This is a genomic window from Streptomyces sp. CG4, assembly GCF_041080655.1.
Taxonomy (GTDB): Bacteria; Actinomycetota; Actinomycetes; order Streptomycetales; family Streptomycetaceae; genus Streptomyces.
Window position 1 is genome coordinate 3848602 of the sequence record NZ_CP163525.1, and the last position, 20134, is coordinate 3868735.

Sequence of the window (20134 nt, forward strand, 5' to 3'; positions counted from 1 at the left end):
AGAAGGAAGGGCAGCACGAATCGTTCATGCTGCCCTTTGATGGCTCAGGCGGCGCCGTTACCGCCGCCGTTGCTGCCGCCGTTGCTGCCGTTCGGCCTCGTCCGCACGTCGGCGACGATGAGGGTGATGTCCTCCCTCTCGCTCGAACCGATGAACCCGTCGAGAGTCGCGATGATGTCCGGGTGGGACGTCTCCACGTTCACGATGCTCGTGGTCCCGGAAATCCCCGGAATGTCCCAGCCGATCTTCACCCAGGCCGCCTCGTCACTTCCCAGCTGGTATACCGCCTGCCCCTTCAGGTACGGGGAGCGCGCCTGCGGGATGACGCCGATGGCGGTCGCCTCCTTACGCCCCGGAACCGGCTCCGGAGGCATCAGCCAGCGCCCCATCGACAGCGTCGAACTCTGCATCCGTAGTTCGTCGTACGCCCTGTTGGCGATGGTGCACGAGAATGGGATGTCGCTCACGAGTGACTCCTTCCGCCGGTTTCTCGGTGCTCGATCACTTGATGCGGCCAACCGTGATGGTCACCGATTCCGTGCTGCCGCTTCCGACGAAGCCCTCCATGGGCGCGAGGATGTACTTGTTCGAGGGCGTCACCCGCACCGTATTGCTCGAACCGGAGACCCAGGGAACGTCCCAGTAGATCTCGACCGTAGCCGTCTGCTCGTCCCCGATCTGATAGACGACCTTTCCCTCGGTGCCGGAGGCACTGCTCTGCCTGCCACTGGTCCGGAACGCCTGGCGTCGCTCACCCGCGGGGATCTCGATCGGCTCGTGGTTTCCCCGGTCGACCCACTTGCCCCAGTAGAGTTCTTTCGATTTCACCTTCAGCGGGGCGGCCGTCAGGTTCTCGATGGTGCACACGAATATCAGTGTTTCGGCCATCGGCTCTCCTTCCAGAATCGGATTCGCCGATGCCAACGTAGGTGCGCGGTCGCACGACCGGATACGGCACGGTCCGGCCACGCATACGTTTCCTGGCTAATCCGGCCAGTCCGAAAACGGGCGGCGCCCACCTGGGGATTCACCGTGACCGGCCCAAACTTATCGAAGGGCCTTTCGTATGTTGACCGGGAGGCTTGCCACGGGCAACTCCGTGACCATGGGGGAGACGTTTCGCCGTACGCCTGGCCGAAACCGCGCCACGGGGACCAGTCGGGGGCGCCCCGCGGCAGCGGGTGTCCTACAGTTCGCCGGTCTTGACTTCGGCGAGGAAGGGGGCCCAGGCGGGGGTGAGGAAGAGGAGTACGGGGCCGTTGGGGGTCTTGGAGTCGCGGACGGGGACGACTCCGGGGAGGGTGTCGGCTACTTCGACGCACTCGCCGCCAGTTCCACTGCTGTAGCTACTCTTGCGCCACTGCACGCAACTCGGATCGATGCTGCTGCGCTTCATTCCGGTACTCCTCTGCCGCTTCCGCGATCATGGCCAGGGACGCCTCTGGCGGCTGTGCGGCGGCCCTAAGCAGATCGTACGACTCGCGGTAGGCCATCACGAGCGCTGGATAATCAACGAGTTGGCCGCTGTGCAGACCCTCGGTGTACACCAGCGGAGGCGCGTCAACGAAGGTCATGATGCGGGTCAGGCCCATCATGAACGGGTGAGCCGGAGCAGTTGCCGGAACGATCTGCACGATGGACCGCGTTGCGCTGATCACGCTGACAATGTGGCCCAATAGCTCGGCCATCCCCGCAGGTGACAGCGTCCGCCGTCGGATGACCGACTCGTCGAGGATCGCCCAGAACTTCGGCGGATCCTCCTGCGCAAAGAGCCTCGCTCGGTCCAGACGAGCACTCACGACCTCATTGACCTCGGTGTCCGAGGCTCGTGGCATTGCCGACCGGGCAATCGCCGTAGCGTACGCCTTGGTCTGGAGCAGACCGGGCACCAGCAAAGGAGCCCAGTCCTCGATGGTCCGCGCTGTCTTCTCCAGGTCGGCAGCGTCTGCGAAGTGCTCGGCAATACCGACCCTACGGGCCTTGGCCGCGTCTTCACACCTCCGCTTGAAAAACCCGTCTGTCCCCAGCTTCCGATCCACATGCACGGCCAGATCCATCGGCATCCCCCGCTCCCCGCGCTCGATCTGGCTGAGGAACGAGATCCCCCGGAAACTCCCCTCGGCCAACTGCTCCAGCGTCAGCCCGGCCGCCTCCCGCTTGAAGCGCAACTCGGCGCCGTAAAAGCAAGGGACGCTGACCGATGCGTCGGGATCCTTCTTCGCAGGCACAACTCACCACCGCCGTTTACCAGTTACCCAGCGCAACCGAAACCCCTTCCACGCTAGGGCAACCGACGCCACTCTGTGAGCGCTTCGTCACAGAAAGGCACATGGCCATGCTCCCCCGACCCCACAAAGACACCGAAACCAGCGTCGTACAGCTCCGCGACGCTCTGGCCGAGGTTCTGCGCAAGGCATCCGACCGGTGAAGCCGCTGATCCTCGATCTGCTCGCGCTGCCCAAGGCCGTACCGGAGGTGCGGCGGGCCGTGCGCGCGCACCTGAACCACACCCCGTGCTCCGAACTCCAGCTCTGTGTCAGCGAGTTGTTGGCCAACGTGATCAACCACGTAGGCGAGGGCACACCGGTCACCGTACGGCTGGCCCGACTGGAAGGCGGCCGTACCCGACTGGAGGTGAGTGACCCGGACGCCCACGCCTGGCTCGTACGACGACGCCCCGGCGCGGACGAGGAGTCCGGCCGGGGCCTGTTACTGGTCGACGCAGTGGCCGTGCGCTGGGGCGTGGAGCACTGCCCCGGCGGCAAGACCGTATGGTGCGAGCTTCCCGGCGAAAACGCCGGAGGCATCAGCGTCAGTGGAAGAAGTGGCGCGTTCCCGTGAAGTACATCGTCACGCCCGCCTTCTTGGCGGCCTCGACGACCTGCTCGTCACGGATCGAGCCGCCCGGCTGGACGATCGCGCGGACACCGGCGTTGATGAGGATCTCCGGGCCGTCGGGGAAGGGGAAGAAGGCGTCGGAGGCCGCGTAGGCACCGCGGGCGCGCTCCTCGCCGGCCCGCTCGACCGCGAGCTTGCAGGAGTCGACGCGGTTGACCTGGCCCATGCCGACGCCGACCGAGGCGCCGTCCTTCGCCAGCAGGATCGCGTTGGACTTCACCGCGCGGCATGCCTTCCAGGCGAAGGCCAGGTCCTGAAGCTCCTCGGGCGACAGCGCCTCGCCGCTGGCCAGGGTCCAGTTCGCGGGGTCGTCCCCCTCGGCCTGGAGCCGATCGGTGACCTGGAGCAGGAGACCGCCGTCGACCTGCTTGGCCTCGACCCGGTTGCAGGGCGCGCTCGGGGCCTTCAGGACGCGGATGTTCTTCTTCTTGGCGAGGGCCTCCAGCGCCCCCTCCTCGTAGTCCGGCGCGACGATGACCTCGGTGAAGATCTCGGCGACCTGCTCGGCCATCTCCTTGCTGACCGGGCGGTTCACGGCGATCACACCGCCGTACGCGGAGACCGGGTCGCAGGCGTGGGCCTTGCGGTGCGCCTCGGCGACGTCCGAACCGACCGCGATTCCACAGGGGTTGGCGTGCTTGATAATCGCGACACACGGCTCGTCGTGGTCGTACGCGGCACGGCGGGCGGCGTCCGTGTCCGTGTAATTGTTGTACGACATCTCCTTGCCGTGCAGCTGCTCGGCCGCCGCGAGTCCACCGCTGCCGTCGACGTAGAGAGCGGCGGGCTGGTGCGGGTTCTCGCCGTAGCGCAGGGTGTTGGCGCGCTCGAAGGTGGCGCCGAGGAAGTCGGGGAAGTGGGACTCGTCGACCGGGGCGTACGAGGACGCGAACCACGAGGCGACGGCCACGTCGTACGCGGCCGTGTGCTGGAACGCCTCGGCGGCGAGCCGCTTGCGGGCGGCGAGGTCGAAGCCGCCGTCCTTGACGGCCGCGAGGACGTCCGCGTATCGCTCGGGGCTGGTGACCACGGCGACCGACGGGTGGTTCTTGGCGGCGGCGCGGACCATGGACGGGCCGCCGATGTCGATCTGCTCCACGCACTCGTCGTCGCTCGCGCCCGAGGCGACGGTCTCGCGGAACGGGTAGAGGTTCACGACGACGAGGTCGAACGGCTCCACGCCCAGCTCGGCGAGCTGCTCGCGGTGGCTGTCCAGCCGCAGGTCGGCGAGGATGCCCGCGTGCACCTTCGGGTGCAGGGTCTTCACCCGGCCGTCCAGGCACTCGGGGAAGCCGGTCAGTTCCTCGACCTTGGTGACGGGGACGCCGGCGGCGGCGATGCGGCCTGCCGTGGACCCGGTGGAGACCAGTTCCACCCCGGCCTCGTGCAGCCCGCGGGCCAGCTCTTCCAGCCCGGTCTTGTCGTAGACGCTGACGAGCGCGCGGCGCAGGGCCCGCTTGCCGCTCTCGGCCGTGACGGTGCTCTCGGCGGTCACAGGATTACTACCTTTCGTCCCTCAATGCGATGGCCGTTGCGGGCGATCCGCCCCACGACCTCGACGAGCAGCCTTCGCTCGACTTCCTTGATGCGCTCGTGCAGCGCGCTCTCGTCGTCCTCGTCCCGGACCTCGACCACGCCCTGAGCGATGATCGGGCCGGTGTCGACGCCGTCGTCGACGAAGTGGACGGTGCAGCCGGTGACCTTGGCGCCGTACGCGAGCGCGTCGCGGACGCCGTGGGCCCCGGGAAAACTGGGGAGGAGGGCGGGATGGGTGTTCACGAACCGCCCGCCGAAGCGCGCGAGGAACTCCTTCCCCACGATCTTCATGAACCCGGCGGAGATCACGAGGTCGGGCTCGTACGCCGCCACGGCCTCGGCGAGGGCGGCGTCCCACTCCTGACGGCTGTCGTAGTCCTTCACCTTCCGCACGAAGGTCGGCAGCCCGGCCCGCTCGGCACGGGCGAGGCCCTCGATGCCGTCACGGTCGGCCCCGACGGCGACGACCCGTGCGCCGTACCGCTCGGCTCCGGTGCGCTCGATCTCGTCCAGGAGCGCCTGCAGATTGGTGCCGGATCCGGAGACCAGCACGACGAGGCGCTTGACCGCGGGGCCAGCGGGGGTGGCGGCCACGATGGGGCCCTTTCTCGGGTGGCGACGGTTCCGGCCGGCGCTCTGTACTGCGCTCTGTACATTCATACGAATGCTTCGCGCCCCGCGATACGGGGAAGTCTACGAAGCGGCCGACCGTCAGCAACGATACCGGCACACGGGAAGGCCCCCACGGGACGGGGGCTTGGCCGGAAGGTAGCGTTCGCAAGGAATCACGAAGGGGCAGCCTTGGGAACGCGGTGGTCGTGCGGTGCGTTGTCGGGGTGGAAGCTCATATCGGACAGCCGTATTCGCCTAGGGGAAGACGCTCTTTTGATGCCCGATCGCAGCCTGCGACTGCTCACGTTCCCTTCCTACCCACCCCGGGGAGGCGAGCGCGGCTCCGCCCTGCTGCGAGAACACCCGACCTCACCTCCGGAGGCCCGGCGGGACGGGTCCGACGACGCCGGGGGGCCCGCCGGCCAAGGCGGGCAGGGCGGGCCTGCGGGGCAGGGCGGCCGGGACGACAACGGACCAGGCGACAACGGACCAAGTGGCGGGCAGCGAGGTAACGGTCGCGGGGGCGGGCAGCGAGGCGACGGTCGCGGGGGCGGGCCGCAGGACGACAACCCGTTCGCGCCGCCGCCCGAGGGCGCCCCGGATCGGCCCTGGCAGCCCCGGCACCCCGAAGGATCCCAGGGGCACGGTCAGGGTCAGGGCTCCGGTCCCGGGGGCGGCTCCCCGTGGGGCGGCCAGTGGAGCGACCGCCAGCCCGGCCGCTCCCCCGGCGGCTTTGGCGAGCGGCCCGGCGGCGGCCCCCAGGGGCCCGGTGGACCGGTCGGCCCCGGTATGCGGTGGGACCCGACCGACCCCGCCCAGCGCCGCGCGCGCTACGCCCTCCTGTCCGGCATGTGGGCCGTCTTCTTCGCGCTGTTCAGCTGGCCGTACGTGGCTCTGCTGCTGGGTGTGCTCGCTCTGTACTGGGGCGTCAGCGCGCTGCGCGCCAAGCCGCGCGGCACGAGCCCGGACGCCCCGCCGGCCCCCGCCCCCGGCGCGAACCGCCCCCAGACGACAGCGGCCGTCGGCGGTCTCGTCACTGCCTCCCTGGCCCTGGTCCTGGTGGCCTCGACCTTCACGGTCCAGTTCGTCTACCGCGACTACTACACCTGCGTCAACGACGCCCTCACCCACGAGGCCAAACAGTCCTGCGACCGCCTGCTCCCGCAGCAGTTGCGGGGGGTCCTGGGGGTGGGGAACAGCTGAGGCCCCGCCCATGTAGGGCAGCGCAGCGCAGCGGCAGTCGTCGTACCCGCGTAGCTGCGGGCAGTCGTACCTTCCTCCCCCCAGTCGTGCCTTCCCCCGTGTCTCAAGGGCCTGGGGTGACCCCGGTGGTGTCTGGGGGCTCCTGGGTGTCCGACGGCGGGTCGGTGAGGGGCGGTCGGGGCTCGGCCGGAGGTGGCTCGGGGGTGACCGGGCTTGCCGGGGCTTCGGTCGGGGCGTGCGCGTCGGCGGGTTCTCGTAGCGCCGACCGGTGGGAGACGCGCGCCAGGTCGTCGTCCAGGTCCGAGGGGAACGGGTCGTCGGCCGGGAGGAAGTCGTACAGCTCCTCCGCGTCGGCGGCGGTCGTCCCCGGCGCCGTACCCGGGCGCGTGGAGTGCTCGCCCTTGCCCGAGTCCCTGCCGTTCGCGCCCTTGGTGCCCTTCGTGCCCTTGGTGGTCTCCTTGCCCTGAGCCGTTTCCTCTCCTGCGCCCTCGCCCTCGGCCTCGCCGCTGGCGGTCTCCTTGCCCGGGAGCGTGTCCGTGGCCTTGGCCGGATTCCCCGTCCGCCGCTCCCCCTCCGCTGTCCGGTTCCGCGCCCGTACACCCCACACCCGCCACCCCCGCACCACGAGCGCCACCGGCATCGCGAACGCCGCCGTCCACATCCCCACCGCTCCCCCGGCCTGCCACCACACCGGCCCAAAACGGGTCAGCGCGGCAACGCCCAACGGCCCGCCCGCCAGCTCGGCGAGCAGGGCGAAGGCCGCCGCGCAGACCACCGCCGTCAGCAGCACCTCCCCGGCGGTACGGAGGACCGACCAGCGCGCCGACACCGGTGCGCCCGGCTCCGCCCGGTACACCGCCCCCCGCGCCACGAACCACCCCGCCGTCACCCCGGCCGCCGCCGGCACCACCCCCGCCGCCCAGTTCAGCGGCGTCCCGACGCCCGGGTCCGGCACCGCCGCCAGCAGCGGGAACGGCGGCAGCATCGGGGCCGGATGGGAGGCGAACGGGTGCACCAGATGCCCGGCGCCGAGAAAGAACCCGGGGCCGAGGGCGTAGGACGCGGCCCACACCGCCGCGTTGGGGATCAGCGCGATGCCGAGCATCAGCACCGCGCACCGCCCCGTCCACCCCTCCGTCAGCTGGAGGAAGGACACCCGTGCCGCGGCGCCGTGCCAGATCAGTGACACCCCGAGCAGCAACGCCCCACCGCCGCAGAGCACCGCCGTAGCCGCACCGGTGGCCCGTACGGCCGTACCCAGCCGGGCCCGCGCGTCCGCGCCGAACACCAGCCGCCGCACCGGCCCCGGTACCACCACCAGCGCACGCAGCACCGGCTCGCGCGGGCTGCCGTACGCCGACCACACCCCGGCCGCCGCCGAACCCGCCGCGACCAGTGGCAGACACACCGCCACCCCGGCCCATGAGGGCCGCAGTTCACCGTCCGAGCAGTACAGCGCGACCGCGACGCCGACGCCGAGGTAGCCGAGGACGACCCCGGTCCACACCGTGCGCGCCGGTACCGGCGGCGGGCCGTCGGCGTCGTCGGGCGCGTCCACCGCGTCCCTGGCCGCCCGGTACACCCGCCACACGGGCAGCGTCAGCAGCAGCAACGGCGTCACCCCCACCGGCATGGGCGCCCCGGAGGGCGTGTCGGTGCGGACCAGTTCGATGCCGTGCGCCAGCAGCCACAGCGCGGCCGCCGTGTGCAGCGCGCCGCCCGGACCGCTGTCGGGATACGGCGAGCTGACCCACAACACCATCAACAGCGCGGCGAACGAGGCGACACCGAGTCCGGCCGCGACGGCGCCGGCCAGGAAGCTCGCGGCCAGTCCGGGCTCGCGGTCCCGCATCCGGGCCAGCAGCGCCGCCGGCGAGGTGCGGTGAACGGTCATCAGATTCACGCGCTCCATGCTCCCAACGACACGCGCTTTCCCGGCGTAACAGGCAAAATACCGATGTGTCGCTCAATATATGTTTATCTGCTTTTTCGTACGAAAGGGTGCACAGTGACGAGCCCGACGCACGACGAGCCCCTGACGCCGCCTCAGGCCTTCGACGCGCTGTACGCGTTCTGTGCCCCCGCCCTCGTACGCCAGGCCTATCTGCTCACCGGGCGCCGGGAGCTGGCCCGCGCGGCCGTGGAACGGGCCTTCCAGCTGGCCTGGCAGCGCTGGCCCGAGGTGGCACGGGACCGCGATCCGGGCGGCTGGGTACGGGCGATGGCGTACGACTGCGCGCTCTCGCCGTGGCACCGCTTCCGCCCCCGGTACCGGCACGCCGAGCCGCCGCCGGCCGACCCTGCCGACCGGGCGCTGCTGCACGTCCTGCTGAACCTGCCGCCGTCGTACCGGCGCACGCTCGTCCTGTACGACGGCGTGGGCCTCGATCTGCCGGAGACGGCGGCGGAGACGGAGGCCAGCACGCCGGCCGCCGCGCACCGGCTGACCCACGCCCGCGAGGCGGTGGCCGCGCGGCTGCCGGAACTGGCCGACCCCGGCGAACTGCACCGCCGGCTGCTCGGACTGGCCTCGACGGAGCGGTTGCGCGCGGCCGGGGCGGAGCCGGTGCGGTGCGAGGGCGAGCGGCGGAGTGTGTTCTGGACCCGGGCGGCGATCGCGTTCACGATGACGATCGCCGGCGCGACGGCGCTCACGCTGTGGACGGCACCGACACACTTCGAGGCGCCGATCGCTCCGGCCCAGGCCGTGGAGGGGGTTCCGCCGGTCGGGGTCCTTCCGCCGCTCGGGCTCATGGGTCCGCCGCCCCCGAAGGAACAGGTGCGGCGGGCGAAGATGCGGAAGGTCGCGGCGGGGGGACCGGAGAGACTGGCTCCGGAACTCCGGTGAGCGAAAACGCCGGCAGGCCCGCCCCAGCCAACGGGACGGGCCTACCGGCAGTCGGAGCTGAGACGCTCAGCCGCCCAGGATCTCGCGGGCGAGCTTCGCCGTCTCGGTCGGGGTCTTGCCGACCTTGACGCCCGCGGCCTCCAGGGCCTCCTTCTTGGCCTGTGCGGTGCCGGAGGAGCCGGAGACGATGGCGCCGGCGTGGCCCATGGTCTTGCCCTCGGGCGCGGTGAAGCCCGCGACGTAACCGACGACCGGCTTGGTCACGTTCTCCTTGATGAACGCGGCCGCACGCTCCTCGGCGTCGCCACCGATCTCACCGATCATCACGATGAGCTCGGTCTCCGGGTCGTCCTGGAACGCGGCCAGGGCGTCGATGTGCGTGGAGCCGATGATCGGGTCGCCACCGATGCCGACGGCCGTCGAGAAGCCGATGTCACGGAGCTCGTACATCATCTGGTACGTCAGCGTGCCGGACTTCGAGACCAGGCCGATGCGGCCCGGCTTCGTGATGTCGCCCGGGATGATGCCGACGTTCGACTGGCCCGGGGTGATGATGCCGGGGCAGTTCGGGCCGATGATGCGGGTCTTGTTGCCCTTCTTGCCGGCGTACGCCCAGAAGGACGCCGTGTCGTGCACGGCGATGCCCTCGGTGATCACGACGGCCAGCGGGATCTCGGCGTCGATGGCCTCGACGACCGCGTCCTTGGTGAACTTCTCCGGCACGAAGATGACGGAGACGTCGGCGCCGGTCTTGTCGATGGCCTCCTTGACGGTACCGAAAACGGGTACCTCGGTGCCGTCGAACTCCACGGTGGTGCCCGCCTTCCGCGGGTTCACGCCGCCCACGACGTTGGTGCCGTCCCCGAGCATGAGCTTGGTGTGCTTCATGCCGGTGGCACCGGTCATGCCCTGGACGATGACCTTGCTGTCCTTGTTGAGCCAGATAGCCATGGTGTGTTGTGTCCTCGTCCTGAGTGCTTACTTGGCGGCGTGGGCCAGCTCGGCGGCCTTGTCGGCCGCGCCGTCCATGGTGTCGACGCGCTGCACCAGCGGGTGGTTGGCGTCCGTGAGGATCTTGCGGCCCAGCTCGGCGTTGTTGCCGTCGAGGCGGACGACGAGCGGCTTCTCGACCTTCTCGCCGCGGTCCTCCAGGAGCTTCAGGGCCTGCACGATGCCGTTGGCGACCTCGTCGCAGGCGGTGATGCCACCGAAGACGTTCACGAAGACGGACTTGACGTCCGGGTCGCCCAGGATGATCTCCAGGCCGTTCGCCATGACCTGGGCGGAGGCGCCACCGCCGATGTCCAGGAAGTTGGCGGGCTTGACGCCACCGTGGTTCTCACCGGCGTACGCGACGACGTCCAGGGTGCTCATGACGAGACCGGCGCCGTTGCCGATGATGCCGACCTCACCGTCGAGCTTGACGTAGTTGAGGTTCTTCTCCTTGGCGGCGGCCTCAAGCGGGTTGGCCGCGTCCTTGTCGTGGAGCTCCTCGTACTCGGGGTGGCGGAACTCGGCGTTCTCGTCGAGCGACACCTTGCCGTCGAGGGCGATGACGTCACCGGAGGCGACCTTCGCGAGCGGGTTGACCTCGACGAGGAGGGCGTCCGACTTGATGAAGGTGTCCCACAGCTTGACCAGGACGTTCGCGACCTTGTCCGCGACCTCGGCGGGGAACTTGGCGGCCGCGACGATCTCGCGGGCCTTGGCCTCGTCCACACCGTCGATCGGGTCGATCGACGTCTTGGCGACGGCCTCGGGGCGGGTGGCCGCCACCTCCTCGATCTCCACGCCGCCCTCGACGGAGGCGATGGAGAGGAAGGTGCGGTTGGCACGGTCGAGGAGGAAGGAGACGTAGTACTCCTCGAGGATCTCCGGAGCGGTCTCGGCGATCATGACCTTGTGGACCGTGTGGCCCTTGATGTCCATGCCGAGGATGTCCGTCGCACGGGCGACGGCCTCGTCCGCGGAGGCGGCCAGCTTGACGCCACCGGCCTTGCCGCGACCACCGACCTTCACCTGCGCCTTGACGACGGACTTGCCGCCCAGCCGCTCGGTGATCTCGCGCGCCGCCTCAGGCGTGTCGATGACTTCACCGGCCAGCACCGGTACATCGTGCTTGGCGAAGAGGTCCCTCGCCTGGTACTCGAACAGGTCCACGCGCTTCCGTCCCTATCAGTGATCTCGCGGTTCGTTGGATGCGTGGGCGTGCCGCGAAGGGCAACGTGACGTCCGCTTGTCACAAGGGAGGCGCACACGGTGTCCGAGCGCGCGGCATGTCCGTCTCGCAGGTTATCGCCGCTTGCGGGGGCTCCCTAAATCGAGGGTCACACGCGAGCGGTGATACCTGTCACATGATGCCGGATTTCCTGGCACGGCGTGCCGATGGATCAGGGCGGAACGGGTGCGGATCCGGGGCTTCGGGCTGAAGTGTGAGGCCTCACCGGGCTGGGGTTGACCCGGTGAGGCCTCGGGGACGACCCCGGTGGTTCCGGGGCCGGGGCGGTTGATCCCCACCCCAATGGGGACCACGCGCCCGGGCCGCGGGACCCCGGCCGGACGGACCGACGGAATTCGGCCGTCCGGGTCCGGACCCCCACGGAGCGAATCGGGGCGCTCAGCCCTGGTACCGGATGCCCGATACGACGTCCTGCACGCCGTACGAGCCCTGGACCACGGCACCCTGCGCCAAGTTCCGGACAACGCCGCCCCGCACGCCGTACGGGTCGTGGGCAACGGCCTGCTGCACGCCGTACAGGTCCTGGCCAGCGGCCTCCTGCACGCCGTACCCGTCCTGGGCAGCGGCCTGCCACACGCCGTACCCGTCCTGGAAATGCGTCGTCGGTACGGCCGTACGGGCGATCCCCTCGGCCCCGCCGGCGGCGTGCCCGGCGAGCGGGCCACCGGAGTACCGGACCGTGCCGTCGAGGTCGTGCGCGAAGGCTCCGGTCTGCTGAGCGAGGGGAGCCTCGGTGCCCGTGAGGTTGTCCGTGACGCCCGCCGCGAAGGGCCCGGTCTCGCCCGCGACGCCGTGGGCCAGGCCGGCCGTGCTCGCGCCGACCCCGCCGGCGACCGGCCGCACGGTCCCGGTGACCTGGCCGGTCACGGGCGCCACGGTGCCCATGGCGGTGCCGACCGCCTGGTGCACGGCCCCGGTGGCGGTGCCGGTGAGGGGCGTGGTCGCGTCCGTGACCCCGGCCGCGAAGGGCGGCACCTGGGCGGTCACGCCCTCGCCGAAGGCTCCGGTCTGCGCGGTCACGCCGTACGCGAGCGGCGGTACGGCACCGGCCACGCCTCCCGCGAAGGGCTGGACGTCACCGGCCACGCCGTGACCGAGGGCGCCCGCGTCGGCGACGGCCTGCCCGCCGACCGGCACGACCCCGTGCACAGCCGCGCGCACGGCCGCGTGCACGGCTCCGGTGGCCACCGGCGGGAGCACGGCCTCCGTGGTGTTCCGGGCGACCTGCCCGACCAGCCCGCCGGCGTACGACGCCGCGTCCGCGGCCACCGGCCGCACCTCACCGACGGCCCCCGTGGCGACCCCGTGGACCCCGGAAACGGTGCCCTCGGCGGTCCCGTATCCACCGGACACAGCGCCCTCGGCGACGCCCAGCGCCCCGTAGACAGCGCCCCCGGCAACCCCGTGCACACCCGAGACGGTGCCCTGGGCGGTCCCGTATCCGCCCGTCACGGCATGCCCGGCCGTGGCCCGTACGCCCGTCACCGCCTGGCCGGCGACCGGTACGGCGCCGTCCAGCGCCGCGGAGGCCACCGGCGGGACGGCGGCGGCGGTCGTCTCGTCCACCACCGGCGTGACCGCGCCGGGCACGGCCCGGACCGTGCCGACGACCCGCTGCTCTACACCCGTGGCCGTACCGGTGACCTGGGCGGGCACCCCGGCGACGGAGGCCTCGGCCGCGCCGGTCGCCTCGGCGGCCGTGCCACGCGCGACGGCCGTGGCACCGGCGGTCCGGCCCTGCGCGCCGGCGACGATCTGCTGCGCCGTCGTCCGTACGGCACCCTCGGCGCCCTGCGCCTTCGCACGGGCGGCCGCCTGCGTGGCCTGGAGCTTGGTCTGGGCGGCGGCCAGGGCCTCCTGCACCTCGGGGGCGAAGGAGGTGAGCGGGCCGAAGAGGTAGTCGATCTCGTCCTGCGCGGTGCCGAGCGGAGCGACCTGGGACACGGTCGACGCGGCGTGCGCGGCCGCGTGGGCGACATGGCCGGTGAGGTGCTGCGCGCCCTCGGCCTCGACACGGGCCTGAACGTGCACCGGTACCTGCCCGTTCGCCCGCTGCTGCATCGCGCGGGCCGCCCGGGCGCCCCTGACGGCCTCGGCGCCACGGATCTTCGCGGCGGCCGGAACCTTGGCGTCGACGTAGCGGCGGGCGTGGTCGGCGGTGCCGGTGAGGGAGACGGTGGCGCCGGTGGCGCCCGAGACGGTCGACGTGCCCGAGGCGGCCGCACCGGCCGGGTCGACCAGGTCGGAGACGGTGTTCTGAACGCCGGAGACGGTGTCGTGGACACCGGTGAGGACGCCGTCGACCGTCCCGGCGACGGAGTCGGTGCCGGTGCCCGCGTCCGGCGCGGACACGGAGGTGGTGGACAGTTCGTCGGCGCTGGCGGCGGCCGAGCCGAGCGCCCACGCGCCGGTGACTCCGGCGGCTATCACGATCGAACGACGGATGTTCTTGTTCATTGCGTGCGTCAAGTCCTTCGGAAACAGCTGGAAACGGCTGGAAACGGCTGGAAGCAGCCGGAAAACGGCTGGGGGTTCCGTCCGGGGACCGCGGAACGCGCACCATGCGAGCGCGGCTTGCGTGCATGCCGAACGCGGATCACATGAGCGCGGATCGCTCTGATCAGTGGGGGTCCGGACGGGCGGGCGGACCTGTTCCGCCCCCGCGCGACAGGTCCGTGGCGGGGAGCTCGGCCCTGCTGTCTAGCCGGGGAAGACGGGGATGTCCCGGTGCCGTTCCCGGGTGCGAGGCGCGTCGACGCGCGCGGTGGCGCCGGGCGCGAGCCGCAGGGGCGCCCGGTCGTCGAAGGCGACGGCATACGCGTCACCGTGCCGGGACGCGGTGCCGTCGGCGGCCTGCTTGCCGAGCACACCGCCCGGATCCCCGGTGGGCGCGGGCCGGTCGGGAACGCCGAGGGGGGTGCCGCGCCGCGCCGAGGTGTGCGCCATGGGCTGCGGCACGGAGGTGATCTCCGGGCCGGACCAGGCGCCCGGCGCCGATGCGCCCGCGGCGGTGCGGGCCGCCTGGGCGTGGACGCGGCCGCCGGCGTGCCGCTGCTTCTGCTCCGCCGGGGCGAACGTCCTCGCGTCCCCATGCCGCTGCGGGCCGGACGCCGCGGAGTGCGCCGCCGACGTCAGCTGCTCGGGCACGTCCGGGACTTGGCCGAGACCGGGCAACGGCAGGGCGGGCGCGGAGGTCCGGGGCCTTTCGGCAGCTCGGCCGGCTGAGACTTCGAGGGACCGGGACACGGTGGTCACCGCGTCACGTACGGGCGCGACGGCCTGGTCGCCGACCTGGTGCACAGGGGCGACGACCTGCTTGGTGACCGCGCCTACCGGATCCTCGTGGCCGGTCACCGCGGGCCGCGCCGAAGTCGCCTTCACCGGCAGCGGCACTCCCTCGGCCGCGTGCGCCTGCTCGCCGCAGAGGAATCCCAGCGCGAACAGCCCGCCCACCAGCAGCGCCAGTTGGAGCGCACGCCGTCCCGCCGCCGTACGCAGCATGCGCACAGCAGTACCAAGGAGGGCTGCTGGGAAGGTCAAGGAGGCGGACTTCCTCGGGTCGGCACGGTACGGGCTCCGCCGATCCTTGCACGGCCCGCCCGAGGCCGCGCAACCCCCCTATTGCCGATGGGTATTCATGCCGTTTTTCCCCTCTTCGCGGCCTTCCTCTTCCGTGCCCTTCCGTGCCCCTCCTCTTTCGTACTCCTCTCTTCGTGTCCGGCGTCACACGGTGTCCGGTATCGGCAACGGCCGCTTCTCGAGTGCCGCGGCCATGACCTCGGGGAACAGATCGGGCGTGCAGGCGAAGGCAGGTGCGTCGAGCGCGGCGAGCGCCGCCGCGTGTTCCCGGTCGTAGGCGGGCGCGCCCTCGTCCGACAGCGCGAGGAGCGTCACGAACTGCACCCCGGACGCCTTCATCGCCGCCACCCTTTTGAGCATCTCGTCGCGGATACCGCCCTCGTAGAGGTCGCTGATCAGCACGACCACGGTCTCGGCGGGCCGGGTGATCCGGGACTGGCAGTAGGCGAGCGCCCGGTTGATGTCCGTACCGCCGCCGAGCTGGGTGCCGAAGAGGACGTCGACCGGGTCGTCCAGCTGGTCGGTGAGATCGACCACCGCCGTGTCGAAGACGACCAGCCGGGTGCTGATCGACCGCATGGAGGCGAGGACCGCGCCGAACACGGACGCGTAGACCACCGACGCGGCCATCGACCCGGACTGGTCGATGCAGAGCACGACCTCCTTCTTCACCGACCGCGCGGCGCGCCCGTATCCGACGAGCCGTTCCGGCACCACCGTGCGGTACTCGGGCAGATAGTGCTTGAGGTTGGCCGCGATGGTGCGGTTCCAGTCGATGTCCTGGTGGCGCGGCCGGCTGATGCGCGCGCTGCGGTCGAGGGCGCCGGTCAGGGTGGCCCGGGTCCGGGTCGCGAGCCGCTTCTCCAGGTCCTCGACGACCTTGCGCACGACCGCGCGTGCCGTCTCCTTCGTCGTCTCCGGCATCGCCTTGTTCAGCGTGAGCAGCGTGCCGACCAGGTGCACGTCCGCCTCCACCGCCTCCAGCATCTCCGGCTCCAGCAGGAGTGAGGCGAGGCCGAGCCGGTCGATGGCGTCGCGCTGCATGACCTGGACGACGGAGGCCGGGAAGTACGTACGGATGTCACCGAGCCAGCGGGCCACCGACGGTGCGGAGGCGCCGAGTCCCGCCGAACGCTCCCGGCCGGCCTGGGGTTTGTCGCCCTTGCCGTAGAGCGCGGCGAGCGTGCCGTCCATCGCCGCGTCCCGGCCGGACAGTGCGCATCCGGTGCCGTCGGCCTGGTCGCCGCCCAGCACCAGCCGCCAGCGCCGCAGTCGCTCCCGCGCCGGATCGTCCATGTCCACCGGCATCGACTCGCTCCTCATGCACCCACCCCCGCAAGGCTGTTGTCGTCCGTCGTGCCCAACACGTCGTCGTCCAGTCCGAGCAGCAACCGCAGTACCGGCAGTACGGCGTCGGCGCGCCCGGTGTCCGGCTCGGCGGCGAAGCCGGGTGTCACGACGCCGTGGGCCACCCGCCCGGCCGCCCGGTCTCCGGGGCCGCGGCGGACCAGTTCGCCGAGTGTTCTGCGCACCCCCGGCTCGTATGCCGCGAACGTGCGCCGCAGCAGCGGCAGTACGTCCGTGAACGCCTCCGCCGAAACCCCGGTCAGCCAGCTGTCCACCAGACCGAGCAGCCGCTCGTCGTGCACCAGCAGCAGCCCGCCCCCGCCACCGAGGAACCCCTCGATCCAGGCGGCCGCGTCGGCGGGCGGCGTCCCCGGCGACAGCGCGAGCCCCATCAGCCGCGCGGCCTCCTCCGGCCGCAACGCACCATCGTCCAGCAACAGCCGCACCGCCCGCCCCCGGAGCACACCGGCCACGCTGTCCCGCACCGACAGCGTCCGCAGCACGGCCCGCCAACGGTCCCGCAGATCGCCTTGTCCGGCACCGGGGCCGTCGTCGTGGCTGCGGGCGGTCGTGCCGCGCCGACCAGGCAGCGGCACGTTGTACGCGGCTGCGGGCAGTCGTGCTGCTGGTGCTGGTGCCGCTGGTGCCGTCGGCGATGTCGCCTGCTCGCGCGTGCGGGGTGGCGCAGCGGCACCGGCCGGCGTCTCCGACAGGAGCCCCACTGCCGTGTGCACCGCGTCCACATGCCCGCGCATCTCGTCCGCCGCGTCCCTGTCGAGCGCCGCACACGCCGGGGGCAGGCCGACGAAGACGCGCTCGGCGAGGCCCGCGGCGACGCCGGCCAGCGCACCGGTGTCCGTGCCGCGCACATCGCCGTAGCGCAGGGAGCGGACGAGGGCGGGCAGGGCTTGGGCGAGATGGCCGACGTCCGCGTCGAGCGCCGCCCGGTCGGCGAGCACCCGCATGACCACCGGCAGCGCGTCCGGCAGGCCAGCCAGCAGGCACTGCTCGGCGAGCGCGGTGACGTCGGCGAGCGTGCCCGCGGCGGCCGCGTCCGCCTCGGCCTTGGCCTTGGCCTGCGCCGCGGCCAGTACGGTCGTCCCCCACACACCCGCCTCGGCGACCCGCACCGACAGCTCCGGCTCCCAGCGCAGCCGCCAGGTCTCCCGGAACGTACCCGTGCTCCCCCGGGACCGCGCGGGCTCGCCCCAGCCGACGCCGAGCAGCCGCAGCCGGTGCAGCAGCCTGCTGCGGCCGGCGTCGGTGTCCCCCCGCAGGTCCAGCTCCAGTTCGCGCTCCCGTGCCTCCGGTTTGAGTCGTAGCGAACGCTGTTGCCGGGCCAGGTCGCGCTGGAGCGGCACCGCCGGCGCCGACTCCGGGACCTCGCCGAGGACGTCCCCGACCACCAGCCGGTCGTGCACCAGCGCCAGCGGCACGTCCGAGCCGTCGCTCATCACCGCGCGCACCGCGTCGGTGGTCTCGCCCAGCCCGGGCAGCGGGCGGCCGCGCAGCGCCGCCAGGGTCTCGGCGAGCCGGACGGCCTCGATGACGTGGGCGGCGGAGACGACCCGATCCTCCTCGCGCAACAGTCGGGCCACCTTGGTCAGCCACCGCTCGACCGGCCGGTCCTGGGCGTGGAACAGATGGCCGTACCAGCCCGGTGAGTCGATGCCCGCGCCGTATCCACTGGACCGGGCGAGCCGACGGTGCGTCCAGGGCACCCAGGTCAGATCGGTCCTGACCTTGGGCAGCCCCTTCAGCAGGGCCCGGTCGGCGGCGACGGTGGTCTTCTCGCGCAGCGCGGGCACGTGCCAGGCACCGCAGACCACGGCCACCTCGTCCCCGAACTCCTTGCGTGCCGCCCGCAGCCGGAGCCGCATGTGCGCCTCGCGGACGACGTCCCGGGCGTGCCCGCCCGCGCCGTACCGTTCGCGCAGCGCGCCCATGGCCTCCGCCAGCGCGGCGAACGGGGCGAAGGGGTCCCGCTCCCCCGGGCCTCGGTGCTCGACGACGTCCTCCCACCAGCGTTCGGGATCGTCGTATCCGGCAGCCTCGGCGAGCGCGGCGAGCGGATCGACACGGACCTGCGCCTCGCCGTCCCGGCTCTCGTCGCTGTCCCGGCTCTCGTCGGCGTCCGTGCTCTCGTCGGCGTCCTGTGGACCCGCGGCGGTCTCCTCGGTGCCGGGTCCAGCGGGCGCTCCGGAACCGGTGGGAGCCTCCCCGAGCCCCTTCTCGCCCTCCTCCCAGGCGAGCGTGTGCGCGGCCGGCAGGTCGATGAAGTGGGCCGGGACGCCGTGGTCCAGGGCCCAGTGGATCGCCACCCATTCGGGGCTGAACTCGGCAAAGGGCCAGAACGCCGAGCGTCCTGGCTCGTCCACGGCGTGGGCGAGCAGGGCGACCGGGGGCCGCAGGTCCGGGTCGGCGGCCAGCGGGATCAGCGCGTCGGCCTCGGGCGGGCCCTCGATCAGGACGACGGCCGGCCGGGCGGCGTCGAGCGCGGTGCGTACCGCGCGGGCGGACCCGGGACCGTGATGCCGCACCCCCAGCAGGAGCGGCCCGGAGTCGTAGGCCTGGGGCCGGCGCGTGTCGTTCATGCGCTCACCTCCCGGCACGCTCGGTAGAAGTCGGTCCAGCCCTCGCGCTCGCGGACGACGGTCTCCAAGTACTCCTGCCAGACGACCCGGTCGGCCGCTGGGTCGCGCACGACGGCGCCGAGGATGCCGGCGGCGACGTCGCCCGGGCGCAGCACGCCGTCGCCGAAGTGCGCGGACAGGGCGAGGCCGTTGGTGACGACGGAGATCGCCTCGGCAGTGGAGAGCGTGCCGCTGGGCGATTTCAGCTTGGTGCGGCCGTCGGCGGTGATGCCGTCGCGCAACTCGCGGAAGACGGTCACGACCCGGCGGATCTCCTCGATGCCGTCGGGCGCGGCCGGCAGGTCGAGGGAGCGGCCGATCTGGTCGACCCGGCGGGTGACGATGTCGACCTCGGCGTCGGCGCTCTCCGGCAGTGGCAGCACCACGGTGTTGAAGCGGCGGCGCAGTGCGCTGGAGAGGTCGTTGACGCCTCTGTCCCGGTCGTTGGCGGTGGCGATGAGGTTGAACCCGCGGACCGCCTGGACCTCCTGGCCCAGCTCCGGAATCGGCAGGGTCTTCTCGGACAGGATCGTGATGAGCGTGTCCTGCACATCGGCGGGGATACGGGTCAGCTCCTCCACGCGGGCCGTCATGCCCTCGGCCATGGCGCGCATGACGGGGCTCGGCACGAGGGCGTCGCGGCTCGGTCCGTGCGCGAGCAGCCGCGCGTAGTTCCAGCCGTAGCGGATCGCCTCCTCCGGGGTGCCGGCCGTGCCCTGCACCAGCAGGGTGGAGTCACCGCTGACGGCGGCGGCCAGGTGCTCCGACACCCAGGTCTTGGCGGTGCCTGGCACGCCGAGCAGGAGGAGGGCGCGGTCGGTGGCGAGCGTGGTGACCGCGACCTCGACGATCCGGCGCGGGCCCACGTACTTGGGTGTGATCACCGTGCCGTCCGGCAGGGTGCCGCCGAGCAGATACGTCGCCACCGCCCACGGCGACAGTTTCCAGCGGGCCGGGCGCGGGCGGTCGTCCTGCGCGGCGAGCGCGATCAGTTCGGCGGCGAAGGCGTGCTCGGCGTGCGGGCGCAGCGCGGCTGCGTTTTCGCCGTGGCTTGGTTCGGCGGTGGTCGGTCGCACGGACGTAGACGCGGCAGACGCAGACGCGGCAGACGCAGACGTGGCAGACGCAGACGTGACAGGCATGGCGGACATGGCTGAGGCCCCCTCCAGCTCGGCCGGTTCGGATCTGGCATCCACCGTGCACCACGCCACTGACAATCGCTCTGACCTGCGCAAACGA

Annotated in this window: 17 protein-coding genes; 3 read left to right on the plus strand and 14 right to left on the minus strand. The window is 72.0% G+C overall.

What is annotated here, in order from left to right; all coding sequences use genetic code 11:
- Positions 1-44: 44 nt before the first annotated feature.
- The 4 genes from AB5L52_RS17390 to AB5L52_RS17405 all read right to left on the minus strand — a co-directional run bounded on the left by AB5L52_RS17390 (position 45) and on the right by AB5L52_RS17405 (position 2228).
- On the minus strand, positions 45-467 hold the full coding sequence (locus tag AB5L52_RS17390) for a hypothetical protein (RefSeq protein WP_351561526.1): 423 nt from the start codon (positions 465-467) through the stop codon (positions 45-47).
- Between the two features lie 34 nt (positions 468-501).
- Positions 502-888 (minus strand): aegerolysin family protein, encoded by a 387-nt coding sequence (locus tag AB5L52_RS17395; protein WP_351021477.1) that lies wholly within the window; start codon positions 886-888, stop codon positions 502-504.
- Positions 889-1186: 298 nt separating this feature from the next.
- Positions 1187-1396: a DUF397 domain-containing protein gene (locus tag AB5L52_RS17400; protein WP_351021479.1), complete on the minus strand. Its 210-nt coding sequence runs from the start codon at positions 1394-1396 to the stop codon at positions 1187-1189.
- Positions 1347-2228, minus strand: a complete 882-nt coding sequence (locus tag AB5L52_RS17405; RefSeq protein ID WP_351561521.1) for a helix-turn-helix transcriptional regulator — start codon at positions 2226-2228, stop codon at positions 1347-1349. Before AB5L52_RS17405 ends, AB5L52_RS17400 begins: the two co-directional genes overlap by 50 nt.
- Positions 2229-2424: 196 nt before the next feature.
- Between AB5L52_RS17405 and AB5L52_RS17410 the strand changes: the two genes are divergently transcribed.
- Positions 2425-2841 carry an ATP-binding protein gene (locus tag AB5L52_RS17410; RefSeq protein ID WP_369364907.1) on the plus strand — a complete coding sequence of 139 codons (417 nt, stop codon included), beginning with the start codon at positions 2425-2427 and terminating at the stop codon, positions 2839-2841.
- Here the strand turns inward: AB5L52_RS17410 and purH are convergent.
- The gene (gene purH, locus AB5L52_RS17415) at positions 2813-4393 is read right to left on the minus strand and encodes a bifunctional phosphoribosylaminoimidazolecarboxamide formyltransferase/IMP cyclohydrolase (protein WP_369364909.1); all 1581 of its coding nucleotides are present in this window, start codon (positions 4391-4393) and stop codon (positions 2813-2815) included. The two genes, AB5L52_RS17410 and purH, sit on opposite strands and share 29 nt — an antisense overlap.
- Positions 4390-5028, minus strand: coding sequence for a phosphoribosylglycinamide formyltransferase (gene purN / locus AB5L52_RS17420; protein ID WP_351021487.1), 639 nt, complete (start codon positions 5026-5028; stop codon positions 4390-4392). The genes purH and purN overlap by 4 nt, the downstream gene beginning before the upstream one ends.
- Positions 5029-5322: 294 nt before the next feature.
- Here purN and AB5L52_RS17425 point away from each other — a divergent pair, with 294 nt between their 5' ends.
- The gene (locus AB5L52_RS17425) at positions 5323-6249 is read left to right on the plus strand and encodes a hypothetical protein (RefSeq protein WP_369364912.1); all 927 of its coding nucleotides are present in this window, start codon (positions 5323-5325) and stop codon (positions 6247-6249) included.
- A gap of 103 nt (positions 6250-6352) precedes the next feature.
- Here AB5L52_RS17425 and AB5L52_RS17430 read toward each other — a convergent pair whose 3' ends face one another.
- A complete protein-coding gene (locus tag AB5L52_RS17430; protein ID WP_369364913.1) occupies positions 6353-8161 on the minus strand; it encodes a DUF6350 family protein in 1809 nt (602 codons plus the stop codon).
- 45 nt (positions 8162-8206) lie between these two features.
- Between AB5L52_RS17430 and AB5L52_RS17435 the strand changes: the two genes are divergently transcribed.
- Positions 8207-9097: an RNA polymerase subunit sigma-70 gene (locus tag AB5L52_RS17435; RefSeq protein ID WP_351561506.1), complete on the plus strand. Its 891-nt coding sequence runs from the start codon at positions 8207-8209 to the stop codon at positions 9095-9097.
- A gap of 66 nt (positions 9098-9163) precedes the next feature.
- Here the strand turns inward: AB5L52_RS17435 and sucD are convergent, their stop codons facing one another.
- The 7 genes from sucD to AB5L52_RS17470 form a co-directional block, all read right to left on the minus strand.
- Entirely contained in the window at positions 9164-10048 is an 885-nt protein-coding gene (gene sucD, locus AB5L52_RS17440) for a succinate--CoA ligase subunit alpha (RefSeq protein ID WP_351561503.1), read from the minus strand.
- 27 nt (positions 10049-10075) lie between these two features.
- The gene (gene sucC / locus AB5L52_RS17445; protein ID WP_351021496.1) at positions 10076-11257 is read right to left on the minus strand and encodes an ADP-forming succinate--CoA ligase subunit beta; all 1182 of its coding nucleotides are present in this window, start codon (positions 11255-11257) and stop codon (positions 10076-10078) included.
- 457 nt (positions 11258-11714) lie between these two features.
- The gene (locus AB5L52_RS17450; protein WP_369364916.1) at positions 11715-13793 is read right to left on the minus strand and encodes a hypothetical protein; all 2079 of its coding nucleotides are present in this window, start codon (positions 13791-13793) and stop codon (positions 11715-11717) included.
- A 243-nt stretch (positions 13794-14036) separates the two neighbouring features.
- A complete protein-coding gene (locus AB5L52_RS17455) occupies positions 14037-14837 on the minus strand; it encodes a hypothetical protein (protein ID WP_369364917.1) in 801 nt (266 codons plus the stop codon).
- A 222-nt stretch (positions 14838-15059) separates the two neighbouring features.
- Positions 15060-16238 carry a VWA domain-containing protein gene (locus AB5L52_RS17460; RefSeq protein ID WP_351021502.1) on the minus strand — a complete coding sequence of 393 codons (1179 nt, stop codon included), beginning with the start codon at positions 16236-16238 and terminating at the stop codon, positions 15060-15062.
- Complete coding sequence (locus AB5L52_RS17465) at positions 16235-18856, minus strand: DUF5682 family protein (protein ID WP_369364918.1); 2622 nt, start codon at positions 18854-18856, stop codon at positions 16235-16237. The genes AB5L52_RS17460 and AB5L52_RS17465 overlap by 4 nt, the downstream gene beginning before the upstream one ends.
- The gene (locus AB5L52_RS17470) at positions 18853-20037 is read right to left on the minus strand and encodes an AAA family ATPase (RefSeq protein WP_369364919.1); all 1185 of its coding nucleotides are present in this window, start codon (positions 20035-20037) and stop codon (positions 18853-18855) included. The genes AB5L52_RS17465 and AB5L52_RS17470 overlap by 4 nt, the downstream gene beginning before the upstream one ends.
- Between the last annotated feature and the right edge of the window lie 97 nt (positions 20038-20134).

Coding starts and splice junctions, on each gene's coding strand:
- AB5L52_RS17395 (WP_351021477.1), bottom strand. CDS start 888: ATGGCCGAAACACTGATATTCGTGTGCACCATCGAGAACCTGACGGCC.
- AB5L52_RS17400 (WP_351021479.1), bottom strand. CDS start 1,396: ATGAAGCGCAGCAGCATCGATCCGAGTTGCGTGCAGTGGCGCAAGAGT.
- AB5L52_RS17425 (WP_369364912.1), top strand. CDS start 5,323: ATGCCCGATCGCAGCCTGCGACTGCTCACGTTCCCTTCCTACCCACCC.
- AB5L52_RS17430 (WP_369364913.1), bottom strand. CDS start 8,161: ATGGAGCGCGTGAATCTGATGACCGTTCACCGCACCTCGCCGGCGGCG.
- AB5L52_RS17435 (WP_351561506.1), top strand. CDS start 8,207: ATGTGTCGCTCAATATATGTTTATCTGCTTTTTCGTACGAAAGGGTGC.
- sucD (WP_351561503.1), bottom strand. CDS start 10,048: ATGGCTATCTGGCTCAACAAGGACAGCAAGGTCATCGTCCAGGGCATG.
- AB5L52_RS17450 (WP_369364916.1), bottom strand. CDS start 13,793: ATGAACAAGAACATCCGTCGTTCGATCGTGATAGCCGCCGGAGTCACC.
- AB5L52_RS17455 (WP_369364917.1), bottom strand. CDS start 14,837: ATGCTGCGTACGGCGGCGGGACGGCGTGCGCTCCAACTGGCGCTGCTG.
- AB5L52_RS17460 (WP_351021502.1), bottom strand. CDS start 16,238: ATGAGGAGCGAGTCGATGCCGGTGGACATGGACGATCCGGCGCGGGAG.
- AB5L52_RS17465 (WP_369364918.1), bottom strand. CDS start 18,856: ATGAACGACACGCGCCGGCCCCAGGCCTACGACTCCGGGCCGCTCCTG.
- AB5L52_RS17470 (WP_369364919.1), bottom strand. CDS start 20,037: ATGCCTGTCACGTCTGCGTCTGCCACGTCTGCGTCTGCCGCGTCTGCG.